The organism is Enterobacter sp. T1-1 (assembly GCF_000710795.1).
Lineage (GTDB): Bacteria > Pseudomonadota > Gammaproteobacteria > Enterobacterales > Enterobacteriaceae > Enterobacter > Enterobacter cloacae.
Genome location: NZ_JALW01000038.1, coordinates 60889 through 76927, shown reverse-complemented (window position 1 = coordinate 76927; position 16039 = coordinate 60889). Strand labels below are relative to the sequence as shown.

Annotated in this window: 14 protein-coding genes; 6 read left to right on the top strand and 8 right to left on the bottom strand. The window is 55.9% G+C overall.

Going from position 1 to position 16039, the window contains the following annotated elements:
* Positions 1-117: 117 nt before the first annotated feature.
* Positions 118-552, top strand: coding sequence for a DoxX family protein (locus tag AK59_RS0113405; protein WP_029883004.1), 435 nt, complete (start codon positions 118-120; stop codon positions 550-552).
* Between the two features lie 90 nt (positions 553-642).
* Here the strand turns inward: AK59_RS0113405 and hcr are convergent, their stop codons facing one another.
* From hcr to aqpZ, 4 genes are all read right to left on the bottom strand, one after another.
* Entirely contained in the window at positions 643-1611 is a 969-nt protein-coding gene (gene hcr / locus AK59_RS0113400) for an NADH oxidoreductase (RefSeq protein WP_029883003.1), read from the bottom strand.
* 10 nt (positions 1612-1621) lie between these two features.
* Entirely contained in the window at positions 1622-3274 is a 1653-nt protein-coding gene (hcp, locus tag AK59_RS0113395; RefSeq protein ID WP_029883002.1) for a hydroxylamine reductase, read from the bottom strand.
* A 144-nt stretch (positions 3275-3418) separates the two neighbouring features.
* A complete protein-coding gene (locus tag AK59_RS0113390) occupies positions 3419-4318 on the bottom strand; it encodes a lysine exporter LysO family protein (protein WP_013097331.1) in 900 nt (299 codons plus the stop codon).
* 157 nt (positions 4319-4475) lie between these two features.
* Positions 4476-5171 (bottom strand): aquaporin Z, encoded by a 696-nt coding sequence (gene aqpZ, locus AK59_RS0113385; RefSeq protein WP_013097330.1) that lies wholly within the window; start codon positions 5169-5171, stop codon positions 4476-4478.
* A gap of 371 nt (positions 5172-5542) precedes the next feature.
* Here aqpZ and AK59_RS0113380 point away from each other — a divergent pair, with 371 nt between their 5' ends.
* On the top strand, positions 5543-7201 hold the full coding sequence (locus tag AK59_RS0113380) for an ATP-dependent endonuclease (RefSeq protein WP_013097329.1): 1659 nt from the start codon (positions 5543-5545) through the stop codon (positions 7199-7201).
* Here AK59_RS0113380 and AK59_RS0113375 read toward each other — a convergent pair.
* Positions 7198-8154, bottom strand: a complete 957-nt coding sequence (locus tag AK59_RS0113375; protein WP_029883001.1) for a VirK/YbjX family protein — start codon at positions 8152-8154, stop codon at positions 7198-7200. The genes AK59_RS0113380 and AK59_RS0113375 overlap by 4 nt on opposite strands.
* Positions 8155-8313: 159 nt before the next feature.
* Here AK59_RS0113375 and macA point away from each other — a divergent pair, with 159 nt between their 5' ends.
* Positions 8314-9429: a macrolide transporter subunit MacA gene (gene macA / locus AK59_RS0113370; RefSeq protein ID WP_023622163.1), complete on the top strand. Its 1116-nt coding sequence runs from the start codon at positions 8314-8316 to the stop codon at positions 9427-9429.
* A complete protein-coding gene (gene macB / locus AK59_RS0113365) occupies positions 9426-11366 on the top strand; it encodes a macrolide ABC transporter ATP-binding protein/permease MacB (protein WP_029883000.1) in 1941 nt (646 codons plus the stop codon). Before macA ends, macB begins: the two co-directional genes overlap by 4 nt.
* A gap of 70 nt (positions 11367-11436) precedes the next feature.
* Here macB and cspD read toward each other — a convergent pair whose 3' ends face one another.
* On the bottom strand, positions 11437-11658 hold the full coding sequence (gene cspD, locus AK59_RS0113360) for a cold shock-like protein CspD (protein ID WP_008499993.1): 222 nt from the start codon (positions 11656-11658) through the stop codon (positions 11437-11439).
* A gap of 267 nt (positions 11659-11925) precedes the next feature.
* Here cspD and clpS point away from each other — a divergent pair, with 267 nt between their 5' ends.
* On the top strand, positions 11926-12246 hold the full coding sequence (clpS, locus tag AK59_RS0113355) for an ATP-dependent Clp protease adapter ClpS (protein WP_006174393.1): 321 nt from the start codon (positions 11926-11928) through the stop codon (positions 12244-12246).
* A 27-nt stretch (positions 12247-12273) separates the two neighbouring features.
* Positions 12274-14553: an ATP-dependent Clp protease ATP-binding subunit ClpA gene (clpA, locus tag AK59_RS0113350; RefSeq protein ID WP_023622164.1), complete on the top strand. Its 2280-nt coding sequence runs from the start codon at positions 12274-12276 to the stop codon at positions 14551-14553.
* 276 nt (positions 14554-14829) lie between these two features.
* Here clpA and infA read toward each other — a convergent pair whose 3' ends face one another.
* The gene (infA, locus tag AK59_RS0113345; RefSeq protein ID WP_002211347.1) at positions 14830-15048 is read right to left on the bottom strand and encodes a translation initiation factor IF-1; all 219 of its coding nucleotides are present in this window, start codon (positions 15046-15048) and stop codon (positions 14830-14832) included.
* A 284-nt stretch (positions 15049-15332) separates the two neighbouring features.
* Positions 15333-16037: a leucyl/phenylalanyl-tRNA--protein transferase gene (aat, locus tag AK59_RS0113340; RefSeq protein WP_029882999.1), complete on the bottom strand. Its 705-nt coding sequence runs from the start codon at positions 16035-16037 to the stop codon at positions 15333-15335.
* Positions 16038-16039: the final 2 nt, after the last annotated feature.

The following is a 16039-nucleotide window of genomic DNA, read 5'->3' as shown; positions in this document are numbered from 1 at the left end:
GCTTAGAAGAAAGTCACTGTATTGCCTGCACAATACCCCTCATTTCAGGGTGGTTTTCACCGGCAATGATTCGGCATAATCTGGCGACAGATTGGGTGAAAACGGGAATCATTTCAGATGGTTAAATCATTGTTAATTGCTGTAAACGAAAAGCTAACGTGCGACGATCTCGGCAAACTCTTGTTACGACTTGCCGTCGGTGGGCTGATGTTGTTTCACGGATTACACAAGTTATTTGGCGGTGTGGGCTTTATCAGCGGCCTGCTGGTGGAAAAAGGGCTGCCGGGGTTTATTGCGTACGGCGTATTGATTGGCGAAGTGGTGGCACCGATCCTGATCATTGTCGGCCTCTTTACGCGCCCGGCGGCGCTGGTACTGGCGTTTACCATGATTGTGGCATGGCTGATGGTGGGCACGGGCAAAACCTTTGCACTCGATGCCGTCGGTGCGTGGGCCATTGAGAGCCTGGTGTACTTCTTTATCGGCTCGCTGGCGGTGGCGTTTTTAGGGGCAGGGCGGTACGCGGTAGGGAAAGGTCCTGCGTGGCGATAGGGTTGTTGTAGGTCGGGTAAACGTAGTGCCACCCGACAAAAAGCCCGGTGGCGCTGACGCTTACCGGGCCTACGATCGAACATTTAACGTTTATGCAAGGACCAGGTCCCCCTGCGGATGACATGAGCACGCCAGCACATAACCTTCAGCAATTTCTGCATCGGTCAGCGTCATGGTGCTGGTCACGCTGTACTCCCCGGAGACTACCTTCGTTTTACAGCATCCGCATACGCCCGCGCGACAGGCAGCCACCACGGGCACCTTATTGCTTTCCAGCGCCTCCAGCAGCGTGGTGCCCACGTGGCCAAAGAAGGTTTGTGCCGGTTGCAGTTTGGTGAACTGAATTCCGCTGGTTGCCGCCTCTGCCACCGGCGTGAAGAACTGCTCTTTGAAGAAGCGGGTTACGCCCAGGGCTTTCACTTCCTGTTCCACAATCTCCATATACGGTGCCGGGCCGCAGGTCATCACCGTACGGTTCGCTATATCGGGCACGCGTTGCAACAGCTCGCGGCTCAGACGTCCCTCGACAAAACCGTGCGTCGCGTTGTGCTCTGCCACCAGCGTCACCGGGTAGTTGCGCCACTCATCGGCAAAGATCACATCGTCCGGCGAACGCACGCTGTAGATCACCTGCACGTCGGCCTGCGGGCGATTTTTGGTCAGCCAGCGACGCATTGACATGATCGGCGTGACGCCACAGCCCGCGGCCAGCAGCAGGAATTTATCTTCGCTTTTGTCGTCACAGGTAAATTCCCCCTGCGCGTCAGACAGCCAGATGTAATCCCCGCGCTTGACGTCGCGCGTGAGCCACTGCGAGCCTGCACCGTCATCGATGCGGCGGATAGTGAGCGTAATGTATTCGCTCACGCCCGGCGTCGAGGAGATCGTATAGGCGCGCAATGTGTCCGCCGCGTTGCGGACACTGACCAGCGCATACTGACCGGCACGGTACGGGTAGTAGTCATGGCACAGCAGCGACAGCGTCCACACATCCGGCGTCTCCTGATGGATGTGATGAACCTGCATCCGCCACGGGCACTGAGAGGTTGGCATGGTCATGAAATACTCCTTACGCGCTCAGCAGTTGCTGCATATCTTCTTCTACGGTGGTCACGGAACGCAGACCGAATTTCTCGTTCAGCACGGCCAGCAGGTCCGGCGTCAGGAAGCCTGGCGCGGTTGGGCCGGTGACGATATTGGTTACGCCCAGAGAGAGCAGGGTCAGCAGGATCACAATCGCTTTCTGCTCGAACCAGGAGAGCACCAGCGACAGCGGCAGATCGTTCACGCCGCAGCCCAGTTTCTCCGCCAGCGTGACCGCCAGAATGATGGCCGAATAGGCATCGTTACACTGACCAGCATCCACCAGACGCGGCAGCCCTTCAATGTTGCCGAAGTCCAGCTTGTTGAAACGGTATTTACCGCAGGCCAGCGTCAGGATCAGGCAATCTTCCGGCACGCGGGTGGCGAAATCGGTGAAGTAGTTACGCTCACTGCGCGCGCCGTCACAGCCGCCAATCAGGAAGATGTGGCGCAGTTTTTCACGGCTGACGAGGTCAATCAGCGAATCTGCGGCGCCGAGCAGCGTTTCGCGGCCAAAGCCAACGGTGATGAGGTGCGGAATTTCGCTGTACGGGAAGCCTGCCATCTGCTGCGCCTGGGCGATCACCGGACCGAAATCGTCACCTTCAAGGTGGCTCACGCCCGGCCAGCCGACGATGCTGCGGGTCCAGATGCGGTCATCATACGCGCCGACGGTCGGGTCGATGATGCAGTTAGAGGTCATCACAATCGGGCCCGGGAAGCGGGCGAACTCAACCTGCTGATTCTGCCAGCCGCTGCCGTAGTTCCCGATCAGATGTTTGAATTTACGCAGTTCCGGGTAGCCGTGTGCGGGCAGCATTTCGCCGTGGGTATAGACGTTAACGCCGGTGCCTTCGGTCTGCTTCAGCAGGTTGTAGAGATCTTTCAGGTCGTGGCCGGAGATGAGAATACATTTGCCTTCGGTCGCTTTCACATTGACCTGCGTTGGCGTTGGATGACCGTAGGTGCTGGTTTCACCGGCATCCAGAATGCTCATCACTTTGAAGTTCATCTGGCCGATTTCCATAGAGCACTCAAGCAGCGCATTCATATCGGCAGGCCAGGTGCCCAGCCACGCCATGATTTTGTGGTACTGCGCGTAGATGTCGTTATCGTACTGGCCAAGCACGTGCGCGTGCTCCATATAGGCTGCGACACCTTTCAGGCCGTACAGGCACAGCAGGCGCAGGCCGAGAATGTTCTCGCCAATCGCGGCTTTGTCTTTGTTCGGGGTAAATTCTGCGGCCTGACGCTGTAATTCGCCCAGGTCGTCACTCACCAGCTGCAGTTCTGACATCGGGTTGTCCACGCGGGCGCTGGCATCGGCATTCAGGCACTGCGCTTTCAGCGCTTCGCGCAGGGCAATCGCTTCACGGGCGTACCCGACAATGCGCGGCGAATCAAAGTTAACGTTAGTCAGCGTGGAGAAAAAGGCGCGCGGCGCAAAGCTGTCTACGTAGTGGTCGACAATACCGTACTCGCGGGCTTTGAATGCCCAGGCGGAAAGCCCCTGCAGGGCAGCAATCAGCAGATCCTGCAGGTCTGATGTTTCTGCGGTTTTACCGCACATACCCTGCGCGTAAGAACAGCCATTGCCTGCCGGGGTACGGATAGTTTGTTCACATTGCACACAAAACATAATCACACCTGTTAAAGTTATATTTGATATACATGTTTAAGGTTATGCCTGTGTCCGGGCGGTGAAAAGGGCTTTTTTTGACAAAGTAGAGGGAGATTGATTTAGCGCAATTTTGGCGGCAGGAACCCTACCGCCAGAGAGGTATCAGGCGGAGAAAAAGGCCATCAGAACAGGCACCAGCAGGCTCAGAATAAAGCCGTGTACGATGGCGGCGGGCACCATTTCCAGCCCGCCAGAGCGTTGTAATACCGGCAGGGTAAAGTCCATCGACGTCGCCCCGCTCAGACCCAGCGCGGTAGAGCGGCTGCGGCGAACCAGACCCGGGATCAGCATGATGGCGATTAACTCCCGCGCCAGGTCGTTAAAGAAGGCGGCGCTGCCAATAACAGGGCCAAACGACTCGGTTAGCAGAATACCGGAGAGGGAATACCAGCCAAATCCGGAGGCCATGGCCAGGCCGGTTTTGAGCGGCAGGTCGAGAATCAAGGCGTTAATGACGCCTGCTACCATTGAACTGGCGACCACAATAACGGCAACAATCATTCCCCGACGATTCAGGACAATCTGTTTCAGGGTCATGCCATTATTGCGTAACTGGATACCAATAAGGAACAGCAGGAAGATCAGGGTATATTCGCTGGCTTCGGTGGCGTGCTGCAAAAAAGGCCATCCGGTGAGCCCAAGGACAAAACCGAGCACCACGACGCCGCACAGTTTTAATGATTCCAGCGCCATCGCAATTCGGGAAGGCAGTTTTTCCTGATGGTGATGATTTTTCCACGGAATAGTGCGCTCAAGCCAGAATAAGGCGGCGATATTGCAGAGCAAAATAACCACAACAGTGACCGCAGAATAATGCAGGATGGAAAGCAGATTGGTCGCCAGGTTATCCAGAAAGGCCAGGCTAATCCCCATAAAGAACAGAATGACGTAAACAATCCAGCTGAGAAAACGGTTGATAAGCCGTAATGCCGATGCCTGATGCAGCGGGATAAGATAGCCCACAATCAGGGGCAGCAGAATAATGAGGAGTCCTGAGAACATGAACAACCGGTCCTTGTGAGTAGCTGTTGAGCGCCAGAGACACTACCCAATAAAGGCTGTTCAGTAAAGCGGCAAAAGAAAGCCGGGTGGCGGCTGCGCCTTACCCGGCCTGTTGCCCTCACCCTGGCCCTCTCCCACAGGGAGAGGGAGGGAAAGATTAATCGCGTTTTTCCAGCAGGGTGCGATACAGCACGCCGCCCAGAATACCGCCGACGATCGGCATTACCCAGAACAGCCACAGCTGCTCAAGTGCCCAACCGCCCTGGAAGATGGCGACGGCGGTGCTGCGCGCCGGGTTCACCGAGGTGTTGGTCACCGGAATGGAGATCAGGTGAATAAGCGTCAGTGCCAGACCAATGGCGATAGGCGCGAAGCCCGCAGGGGCGTATTTGTCGGTCGCGCCGTGGATCACCAGCAGGAAGCCGGCGGTCAGCACAATTTCAATCACAATGGCAGAGAGCATAGAGTAGCCGCCAGGCGAGTGCTCACCGAAGCCGTTGGAAGCAAAACCGCTGGCTGCGGCGTCAAAGCCGGCTTTACCGCTGGCAATCACGTACAGCACCGCGGCAGCAATAATACCGCCCACAACCTGAGCGACAATATAGCCAATGACCTCTTTGGCCGGGAAGCGACCACCAGCCCATAAGCCTAATGTCACGGCCGGGTTAAAATGACCACCGGAAATATGTCCTACGGCGAAGGCCATGGTTAATACCGTTAAACCAAATGCCAGCGCGACGCCGACAAAACCAATGCCGAGTTCCGGAAATGCTGCTGCCAGAACGGCACTACCGCAGCCACCAAACACCAGCCAGAATGTACCAAAGCATTCTGCTGCTAATTTTCTGAACATAACCACCTCAATTAACTACCGCACGCTTTCCCGCGCGCGGGATATATCGCCATAAAGGGATGACGACTCAAAGAGCCATTATTTTAGAAACCAACAACACCCCTTCGCCACTTAAATAAATTCGGATAATTTGATTTAAGGCAATGTGATGTCAATCCTTGTTCAAACTGGAGGTGAATAGATCATAGTCCAATTTGCGGGCAATAGTTTGTGGTGCTATTGAGACTATTTCAAATGAAACCTTGCACGTAAATTCTGAATTTTTTGTGCTGAGACAAAATAATCAGGAGGCCTGACAGTGTTCTGTGCGGCATCCTCCCGCTATACTGCTGATAACTTAAAGGAAAAAGTGATCATTTCTCGGGGGATGTATGCTTCTCGAACGTGTGGAAATTGTCGGGTTTCGCGGTATAAACCGTCTGTCACTCCAGCTGGAGCAGAATAACGTCCTCATCGGCGAGAACGCCTGGGGTAAGTCCAGCCTGCTGGACGCGCTGACGCTGCTGCTTTCGCCCGAGGGCGATTTGTATCACTTCGTTCATGATGATTTCTGGTTTCCGCCCGGCGATGTCAACGGCCGTGAGAAGCATCTCCATATCATTCTGACGTTCCGCGAATCCGAGCCGGGGCGTCACCGGGTGCGTCGCTTCCGCCCGATGTCACCGTGCTGGGTTCAGAGCGACGATGGCTTCCACCGTATTTTTTATCGTCTGGAAGGCGAGATGTCAGAGAATGAAGGGGTGCTGACCCTGCGTGAATTTCTCGACCAGAAAGGCAACCCCATACCGCTGGACAATATCGACGAGCTCGCCCGGCATCTGATTCGTTTGATGCCGGTGCTACGCTTGCGCGATGCGCGTTTTATGCGGCGTATCCGTAACGGTACCGTGCCGCATATGCCGGAAGTAGAAGTCACCGCCCGCGAGCTTGATTTCCTGGCACGCGAGCTGGTTTCGCGTCCGCAAAATCTCACCGATGGGCAAATCCGCCAGGGGCTCTCTGCCATGGTGCAACTGCTGGAGCACTATTTTTCCGAGCAGGGAACCTCGCAGTCGCGCCATCGTCTGATGCGCCGTCGATCCCATGATGAGCAACGAAGCTGGCGCTATCTCGATATTATTAACCGGATGATCGACCGGCCCGGCGGACGCACTCATCGGGTGATTTTGCTGGGGCTATTTTCCACCCTTCTGCAGGCCAAGGGAACCGTCCGTCTGGATCGCGATGCGCGTCCGCTGCTGCTGGTGGAAGATCCGGAAACACGTCTGCACCCCATCATGCTCTCCGTTGCCTGGCACCTGTTGAATCTGCTGCCGCTTCAGCGCATTACTACCACCAATTCCGGCGAGTTGTTGTCGCTGACGCCGGTCGAGTATGTTTGCCGCCTGGTGCGTGAATCATCGCGCGTTTCTGCTTACCGGCTGGGGCCGGGAGGGATGAATGCCGAGGATGGTCGCCGTATTGCGTTTCATATCCGCTTTAATCGCGCCTCGTCGCTTTTTGCCCGCTGCTGGCTTCTGGTGGAGGGGGAAACCGAGACCTGGGTCATCAACGAGCTGGCGCGCCAGTGCGGCCACCATTTTGATGCGGAGGGGATTAAGGTCATCGAGTTTGCGCAGTCAGGGTTAAAGCCGCTGATCAAATTCGCCCGGCGGATGGGCATAGAATGGCACGTGCTGGTCGACGGCGATGAGGCGGGTAAAAAATACGCATCCACCGTGCGCAGCCTGTTGAACGATGAGCGAGAAGAAGAGCGGGATCATTTAACCATGCTGCCCGCCATGGACATGGAGCACTTTATGTATCGCCAGGGGTTCGACGACGTGTTCCACAGGATAGCGATGGTGCCGGTTGATGTGCCGATGAACATGCGGCGCGTGATCGCCAAAGCGATCCACCGCTCTTCAAAACCGGATTTAGCCATTGAAGTGGCAACAGAAGCAGGGCGGAGAGGGATCGAATCGGTGCCTACTCTGCTGCGTAAAATGTTCTCCCGCGTCCTGTGGCTGGCACGCGGGAAAGCCGATTAACGTCGGGTTGCCTGGGTGACCTGCTCTGTCAGGCTATCCAGCAGCTCATAGCGGCGGCGATATTCCGCGCGTTTTTTACTGGCAATCTCTTCCATGGACTTACGCGGCATGGCAAGCGGCAGTTCAAAGTTACCGTTATCCTGTTTGTGTCCGCCGAGGGAGATCCAGAAGCTGTCGTAATCCGCCAGCAGTTTCCCCTCTTTTTTCTTGCGATATCGCCAGCTGCGATAGATGTGGGTGGCATTACTCACCGCTACAATCTGCTCCACCGGAAAGGCGCTGCCGAGCGTCATGACAGCTTCAACCAGCAGTCGTTTCGGGAAAAGGCCATGGCACGCCTTGGTTGCCTTCTGGATCAGCTCATGCGGAACGTGGGCTTTCGCCCCCTGCAGACCGCCGATAAAGAGTGTGCTTTTGCCTTCAAACGGGCACAGCGTAAACGTTATTTCTGCCAGCACGGTATCCTGTTGGTCACTGAAAAAGAGGGTAGCTTCTCCCTCTTTATCCAGGAACGCATCGGCGCACAACCGAACGGTAAACTGCTGTTCATCCTTACCGGTTAAGGTCAGGAGCGTCACGCCCTGCTTAGAAAGATAGCCTTTGAGCAGCGCGGCCGGCAGGTGGTCACTCATGGTCTGGTAGTGCCAGTTCAGGGCTTCCAGCGCATGCGGGCGATCCATATTCACGGTCAGCCAAGGGCGATGCAGGCGACAGGGCAGGCCAGGCTGGACCTGCAGCATTTGCATCAAACGGGGCTGCTTTGCCAGGCTTGAGAGCAGACGTGCGGTGCTGAGCGGTGTGGCCAGCGTGCGAAGCGCAAACTTACGTCGATAGGCGGGATTTTGCCATGCCAGGCCCGGCGTAATGGCGCCAGTGACCAGACTTTTAAACAGCTGCCAGCCGGATTTAGGCTGCGACAGAGTGGAATACGGTGTATCGACGATGGAAGACATGTGAGATCCTGCTTCTTATGGAATGGCGTTATTTCAGCAGGCCCTTTGTCAACGTTGTGTCAACAAATCCAGGCATTTCCTGAATTCAGGGGTTTCGTTGAGGAGTGGTTTAGATAGAATCGACGTTGATGTAAGCCAGAATAATTATTTGGAATATTTATGAACCTTAAGGGAAAACGCAGAAAGTGGTTTCTGCTGCTGGCGATAGTGGTGATAGCGGCCGGATACTGGTTATGGCAAGTGCTCAACGCGCCGGTTCCGCAGTATCAAACGCTGATCGTCCGTCCGGGTGAATTGCAGCAAAACGTGCTGGCGACCGGCAAACTTGATGCGCTGCGCAAGGTTGACGTGGGTGCACAGGTTAGCGGGCAGTTAAAAACGCTGTCCGTTGAGATTGGCGATAAGGTGAAAAAGGGGCAGCTGCTCGGCGTTATCGACCCGGAACAGGCTGAAAACCAGATCCGGGAAGTGGAGGCCACGCTGATGGAGCTGCGCGCGCAGCGTGCGCAGGCGCTGGCGGAACGTAATCTTGCCCAGGTGACCCTGACGCGTCAGCAGGCGCTGGCCAAAACGCAGGCGATCTCGAAACAGGATCTCGACACGGCCGCCACCGAACTGGCGGTGAAACAGGCTCAGATTGGCACCATTGACGCGCAAATCAAGCGCAACCAGGCCTCGCTGGATACGGCGAAAACCAACCTCGACTATACGAAGATTGTGGCGCCCATGGCCGGGGAAGTGACCCAGATCACCACGCTTCAGGGTCAGACGGTGATTGCCGCCCAACAGGCGCCGAACATTCTGACGCTGGCGGACATGAGCACTATGCTGGTGAAAGCGCAGGTTTCCGAGGCGGATGTTATCCATCTTAAGCCGGGGCAGAACGCCTGGTTTACCGTACTGGGCGATCCGCAGACGCGCTATGAAGGCGTGCTGAAGGACATTCTGCCTACGCCGGAAAAAGTGAACGATGCGATCTTCTACTATGCCCGTTTTGAAGTCCCCAACCCGCAGGGCGTGCTGCGTCTGGATATGACCGCGCAGGTCCATATTCAGCTGACCGGCGTCAAAAACGTGCTGACCGTTCCGCTCTCAGCGCTGGGGGAATCCGCCGGGGATAACCGCTATAAGGTGAAGGTGCTACGCAACGGCGAAACGCGCGAGCGTGAAGTGGTGATTGGCGCACGCAACGATACCGACGTGGTGGTGGTGAAAGGGCTGGAAGAGGGTGACGAGGTAGTCACCAGCGAAACCCTGCCCGGAGCGGCGAAATGACGGCGTTGCTTGAGCTGACTGATATTCGTCGCAGCTATCCGTCGGGCGATGGTCCGGTGGAGGTGCTGAAGGGCATCTCCCTGCGCGTGGAAGCGGGCGAGATGGTGGCGATTGTTGGCGCGTCGGGTTCCGGTAAATCGACGCTGATGAACATTCTTGGCTGTCTGGATAAACCGACCAGCGGTACCTACCGCGTGGCCGGAACGGACGTTTCCACTCTGGACGGCGACGCGCTGGCAAAGCTGCGTCGGGAACACTTCGGCTTTATCTTTCAGCGTTACCATCTGCTCTCTCACCTGAGTGCGGCGCAGAACGTGGAGGTCCCGGCGGTCTATGCAGGTGTGGAGCGCAAGAAACGCCTTGCGCGGGCGCAGGCGCTGTTAACGCGTCTTGGCCTGGCGGAGCGGGTAGAGTATCAGCCCTCACAGCTTTCTGGCGGTCAGCAGCAGCGCGTGAGTATTGCCCGTGCGCTGATGAACGGCGGGCAGGTGATCCTGGCCGATGAACCCACCGGAGCGCTCGACAGCCATTCCGGTGAAGAGGTGATGGCGATCCTCCATCAGCTTCGCGATCAGGGGCACACGGTCATTATCGTGACTCACGATCCGCAGGTGGCGGCGCAGGCTGAGCGCATTATCGAGATCCACGACGGCGAGCTGGTGAGCAACCCGCCGCCGCGTGCGTCCAGAGCGGCCGCGCCAAAAGAAGCCTTGCCTGCTGCAACCGGCTGGGGACAGTTTTCCAGCGGTTTTCGCGAGGCGCTGACCATGGCCTGGCTGGCGATGGCGGCCAATAAAATGCGCACCCTGCTGACCATGCTTGGGATCATCATCGGTATTGCATCGGTGGTGTCGATTGTGGTGGTGGGCGATGCAGCCAAACAGCTGGTGCTGGCGGATATCCGCGCTATCGGGACCAACACCATTGACGTCTATCCCGGGAAAGACTTTGGTGATGACGAACCGCAGTATCAGCAGGCGTTGAAATACGACGACCTGGCGGCCATTCAGAAACAGCCGTGGGTCAATTCGGCGACGCCTGCCGTGTCGCAAAACCTTCGCCTGCGCGTGGGTAACGTGGACGTTGCCGCCAGCGCGAACGGCGTCAGCGGAGATTATTTTAACGTCTACGGCATGACCTTCAGCGAAGGGGCGACCTTCAACGCCGAACAGCTGGCGGGCAGGGCGCAGGTGGTGGTACTGGACGCGAACTCGCGCAGACAGCTCTTCCCCAATAAAACCAACGTCGTGGGCGAAGTGATCCTCGTAGGGAACATGCCAGCCACCGTGATTGGCGTGGCGGAAGAGAAGCAGTCCATGTTTGGTAGCAGCAAGATCCTGCGGGTCTGGCTACCGTACAGCACCATTTCCGGGCGGATTATGGGGCAGTCGTGGCTGAACTCCATCACCGTGCGCGTGAAGGAGGGCTACGACAGCGCGCTGGCCGAACAGCAGCTTGAGCGGCTCTTAACCCTGCGTCACGGGAAGAAGGATTTCTTCACCTGGAATATGGACGGCCTCTTGAAAACGGCGGAAAAGACCACACGTACTCTTCAGCTGTTCCTCACGCTGGTGGCGGTGATTTCGCTGGTCGTTGGCGGTATCGGGGTAATGAATATCATGCTGGTCTCGGTGACGGAACGTACCCGGGAAATTGGTATTCGCATGGCGGTTGGGGCCAGAGCCAGCGACGTGCTGCAGCAATTTTTGATTGAAGCGGTGCTGGTGTGTCTGGTGGGCGGCGCCATGGGGATTGCGCTGTCGATGATGATCGCCTTTGCCCTGCAGATTTTCTTACCCGGCTGGGAGATTGGGTTTTCACCGGTGGCCATTCTTACCGCATTTTTATGCTCGACCTTTACCGGCATCTTGTTTGGTTGGCTGCCGGCCCGCAACGCGGCGCGGCTGGATCCGGTGGATGCGCTGGCTCGGGAATAACCCGAAAATAAAAATGCCAGCCGATCGGGCTGGCATTTTGACTGCAGGATGTACACAATAAAACAGAGAGCTAAGCAACCGTTTCTGCTTCAATCGGTACGATAAGGCTTGCGTGATTGCCTTTGGGTCCCTGATGTACATCGAACCGGACGGACTGCCCGGCTTTGAGCGTTCTGTAACCATCCATCTGAATGGTGGAATAGTGAGCGAATATATCCTCGCCGCCGCCTTCGGGGCAGATGAAGCCAAACCCTTTGGCGTTGTTGAACCACTTAACAGTACCCATTTCCATGCTTCGACATCCTTCGTAAATCTTATAAGTTAAGATGGAATGAACCGGTGGTGGAGTGGGGGCTGTTCAAAACCTCGCCATCTCACGCTTGTACAATTTAGAGAATCGAAAGACATCGTCAAGCGTTTGGCGCTGGAGATGGGACAATAATCAACCAAAGTTTGAAGCAGTTAACGCTATTGCAACAGTTTGTGACAGACATCGCGGATGACAGTAATAGATGATTGTTATCTAACATCTGAGGTAGATTCATAGTGGTTATGCAAAATGGGTAAGACCAACGACTGGCTGGATTTTGACCAGCTGGCGGAAGACAAAGTGCGTGACGCGCTAAAACCGCCATCTATGTATAAAGTTATGTTAATGAACGATGATTACACGCCGATGGAATTTGTTATTGACGTGCTACAAAAGTTCTTTTCTTATGATGTAGAACGTGCAACGCAACTGATGCTTACCGTTCATTATCGTGGCAAAGCTATCTGCGGCATCTTTACCGCCGAGGTGGCAGAAACCAAAGTGGCGATGGTGAACGACTATGCGAGGGAGAACGAGCATCCGTTGCTGTGTACGCTGGAAAAGGCCTGATAAGGCATAAAATTGGGGGAGGTGCCTATGCTCAATCAAGAACTGGAACTCAGTTTAAATATGGCTTTCGCCAGAGCGCGTGAGCACCGACATGAGTTTATGACCGTCGAGCATTTACTGCTCGCACTGCTTAGCAACCCATCTGCCCGCGAAGCGCTGGAAGCTTGCTCCGTGGATCTGGTGGCGCTACGTCAGGAACTCGAAGCCTTCATCGAACAAACGACACCGGTGCTGCCAGCCAGTGAAGAAGAGCGCGACACACAGCCGACGCTCAGCTTCCAGCGTGTGCTGCAGCGCGCGGTATTCCACGTCCAGTCTTCCGGACGTAGCGAAGTGACGGGCGCAAACGTCCTGGTCGCCATCTTCAGCGAGCAGGAGTCGCAGGCGGCCTACCTGCTGCGCAAACATGAAGTCAGCCGACTCGATGTGGTTAACTTTATTTCCCACGGCACGCGCAAAGACGAGCCTAACCAGGCATCGGATCCCAGCAATCAGGTCAATAACAATGAAGAGCAAGCAGGCGGGGAGGATCGTATGGAAAACTTCACCACCAACCTTAATCAGCTTGCTCGCGTTGGCGGTATCGACCCGCTGATTGGTCGCGATAAAGAGCTGGAGCGCGCGATTCAGGTGCTGTGCCGTCGCCGCAAAAATAACCCGCTGCTGGTGGGGGAATCGGGCGTGGGTAAAACCGCGATTGCCGAGGGTCTCGCCTGGCGCATTGTGCAGGGCGACGTACCGGAAGTGATTGCCGATTGCACCATCTACTCGCTGGATATCGGCTCTTTGCTGGCGGGCACCAAATACCGTGGTGATTTTGAAAAACGCTTCAAGGCGCTGTTAAAACAGCTGGAGCAGGATACCAACAGCATCCTGTTTATCGATGAAATACATACCATCATCGGTGCGGGTGCCGCTTCGGGTGGGCAGGTGGACGCCGCTAACCTGATCAAACCGCTGCTCTCCAGCGGCAAGATCCGGGTGATTGGCTCGACCACATACCAGGAGTTCAGCAATATCTTTGAGAAGGATCGTGCCCTGGCACGTCGCTTCCAGAAAATCGATGTCACTGAACCGTCCGTCGAGGAAACGGTGCAGATCATCAACGGCCTGAAACCGAAGTATGAAGCGCACCACGACGTGCGTTACACCGCGAAAGCGGTGCGTGCGGCGGTGGAGCTGGCGGTGAAATACATCAACGATCGTCATCTGCCGGATAAGGCGATTGACGTGATTGACGAGGCAGGGGCGCGTGCGCGTCTGATGCCAGCCAGCAAGCGTAAGAAAACCGTCAACGTGGCGGATATTGAGTCCGTAGTGGCTCGTATCGCGCGCATTCCTGAAAAGAGCGTTTCTCAGAGCGATCGCGACACGCTGCGTACCCTTGGCAATCGTCTGAAGATGCTGGTCTTTGGTCAGGATAAAGCCATTGAGGCCTTAACCGAAGCGATCAAGATGGCCCGTGCCGGACTTGGGCATGAGCATAAGCCTGTCGGTTCGTTCCTGTTCGCCGGTCCAACCGGTGTCGGGAAAACCGAAGTAACGGTGCAGCTCTCCAAAGCGCTGGGCATTGAACTGCTGCGCTTTGATATGTCCGAGTATATGGAGCGTCACACCGTCAGCCGTCTGATTGGTGCGCCTCCGGGATACGTGGGCTTTGACCAGGGCGGTCTGCTCACCGACGCGGTGATCAAGCATCCACATGCGGTACTGCTGCTCGATGAAATCGAGAAAGCACACCCGGACGTGTTCAACATCCTGCTGCAGGTGATGGACAACGGGACGCTGACCGACAACAACGGGCGCAAGGCGGACTTCCGTAACGTGGTGCTGGTGATGACCACTAACGCCGGTGTCCGTGAAACCGAGCGCAAATCCATCGGCCTGATCCACCAGGATAACAGCACCGATGCGATGGAAGAGATCAAGAAGATCTTTACGCCGGAGTTCCGCAACCGTCTGGACAACATTATCTGGTTCGATCACCTGTCTACCGAGGTGATCCATCAGGTGGTGGACAAGTTCATTGTCGAACTGCAGGTTCAGCTTGATCAGAAAGGCGTGTCGCTGGAAGTGAGCCAGGAGGCCCGCAACTGGCTGGCTGAGAAAGGCTACGACCGTGCGATGGGTGCCCGTCCGATGGCGCGTGTGATTCAGGACAACCTGAAGAAACCGCTGGCGAACGAACTGCTGTTTGGCTCGCTGGTGGACGGCGGCCAGGTGACGGTGGCACTGGATCAGGCGAAGAACGAACTGACGTACGATTTCCAGAGTGCGGCGAAGCACAAGCCGGAAGCGGCTCACTGATTTCTTACGTAGGTCTAAAAACCGGGCATCAGCCCGGTTTTTTTATGCCTGCTTTTCTCCCTCTCCCGGTGGGAGAGGGCATCATGCCGCAGAGGAATTTTGCAAGGCGCTTTCCAGTTTCGTTCGATGTTGGTTCTGGATAAATCCACAGCCATAAATTGGCGCCTCTGTACAACCGTGGAAGACAATACACCAACACTGAAGCCATGAATAAAAAAAAGGCCGGGATTATCCCGGCCTTTTTTAATATTCATCTGCCATTACAGGCGAAAACAATTAGCGACTACGGAAGACAATGCGGCCTTTGCTCAGGTCGTACGGGGTCAGTTCAACAGTCACTTTGTCGCCCGTCAAAATGCGGATATAGTTTTTGCGCATTTTACCGGAGATGTGCGCAGTTACCACGTGACCGTTTTCCAGCTCTACGCGAAACATGGTGTTAGGCAACGTATCAAGTACGGTACCCTGCATTTCAATATTGTCTTCTTTGGCCATCTAATCCTCTGGGGTATCACTACCAAGTTTTGAACCGGCAAGATAATGCCGAAATTCATCAATTAAGTAAAGAATTGCGCGTTTAAAACGCAGCAAAACAGTTTCGGCGCATTGCCCAAGCGTCACGGTACAACCGAACGGAAAGCGCATTCGTAAAGGGGATACAACAGGATAAACGTCAGGACGTTATCTGAAGCGAAGGTCCCAAACGGCGGCGGGGCAACAGGCAGAAGCTACTCTGCGGCATAATTATAACACCCTCATAAAAAATATGCGGAAAACATTTAGACATTGGGCATAAAGAGTGTCCGCGGTACCCAAAAATCGCGCGGCAGCTTCTCCTGACGGCAGTTATCCAGGTGCTCAATGTAGTGGCGGCGGGAGATTTCAACCGCACCGAGGGAGGCGGTATGCTCGTTCAGAACCTGACAATCCAGCAGCTGCCCGCCGCGCTGAGCAAACTCCTGGCAGAAAACCAGCAGGGCCGTTTTCGAGGCGTTTACCGCCCGGGAGAACATCGACTCACCGCAGAACAACGTCCCCTGCGCGACGCCGTACATACCGCCAACAAGCTCGCCACCCTCCCACACCTCAATGGAGTGGGCGTAGCCAAGCTCGTGCAGTTGATGATAGGCAGTGATGATATCGCGGGTGATCCATGTCCCTTCATGACGGTCTTCCGCACACCCATCTATCACCTGACCGAAGGCGTGATTCAATGTGACCCGATACGGTGACTTTGCGTGGAAACGCTTCATGCTGCGGCTCAGGTGAAACTGCGTGGGCCAGAGCACGGCGCGCGGATCGGGAGACCACCATAAAATAGGGTCACCAGGTGAAAACCACGGGAATATGCCGCGCTGGTAGGCCATCAGGAGCCGGGCAGGGCTGAGATCGCCGCCAAGTGCCAGCAGCCCATTGGGTTCACGCAGCGCTCCCTCTGGCGACGGGAACGCAATGTTATGACGAGAAAGCTGGACCAGGCGCATGA

Excerpts from the sequence above, each read along its gene's own strand:
- AK59_RS0113405 (WP_029883004.1), top strand. The coding sequence starts at position 118 with ATGGTTAAATCATTGTTAATTGCTGTAAACGAAAAGCTAACGTGCGAC.
- hcr (WP_029883003.1), bottom strand. The coding sequence starts at position 1,611 with ATGACCATGCCAACCTCTCAGTGCCCGTGGCGGATGCAGGTTCATCAC.
- hcp (WP_029883002.1), bottom strand. The coding sequence starts at position 3,274 with ATGTTTTGTGTGCAATGTGAACAAACTATCCGTACCCCGGCAGGCAAT.
- AK59_RS0113390 (WP_013097331.1), bottom strand. The coding sequence starts at position 4,318 with ATGTTCTCAGGACTCCTCATTATTCTGCTGCCCCTGATTGTGGGCTAT.
- aqpZ (WP_013097330.1), bottom strand. The coding sequence starts at position 5,171 with ATGTTCAGAAAATTAGCAGCAGAATGCTTTGGTACATTCTGGCTGGTG.
- AK59_RS0113380 (WP_013097329.1), top strand. The coding sequence starts at position 5,543 with ATGCTTCTCGAACGTGTGGAAATTGTCGGGTTTCGCGGTATAAACCGT.
- AK59_RS0113375 (WP_029883001.1), bottom strand. The coding sequence starts at position 8,154 with ATGTCTTCCATCGTCGATACACCGTATTCCACTCTGTCGCAGCCTAAA.
- macA (WP_023622163.1), top strand. The coding sequence starts at position 8,314 with ATGAACCTTAAGGGAAAACGCAGAAAGTGGTTTCTGCTGCTGGCGATA.
- macB (WP_029883000.1), top strand. The coding sequence starts at position 9,426 with ATGACGGCGTTGCTTGAGCTGACTGATATTCGTCGCAGCTATCCGTCG.
- cspD (WP_008499993.1), bottom strand. The coding sequence starts at position 11,658 with ATGGAAATGGGTACTGTTAAGTGGTTCAACAACGCCAAAGGGTTTGGC.
- clpS (WP_006174393.1), top strand. The coding sequence starts at position 11,926 with ATGGGTAAGACCAACGACTGGCTGGATTTTGACCAGCTGGCGGAAGAC.
- clpA (WP_023622164.1), top strand. The coding sequence starts at position 12,274 with ATGCTCAATCAAGAACTGGAACTCAGTTTAAATATGGCTTTCGCCAGA.
- infA (WP_002211347.1), bottom strand. The coding sequence starts at position 15,048 with ATGGCCAAAGAAGACAATATTGAAATGCAGGGTACCGTACTTGATACG.
- aat (WP_029882999.1), bottom strand. The coding sequence starts at position 16,037 with ATGCGCCTGGTCCAGCTTTCTCGTCATAACATTGCGTTCCCGTCGCCA.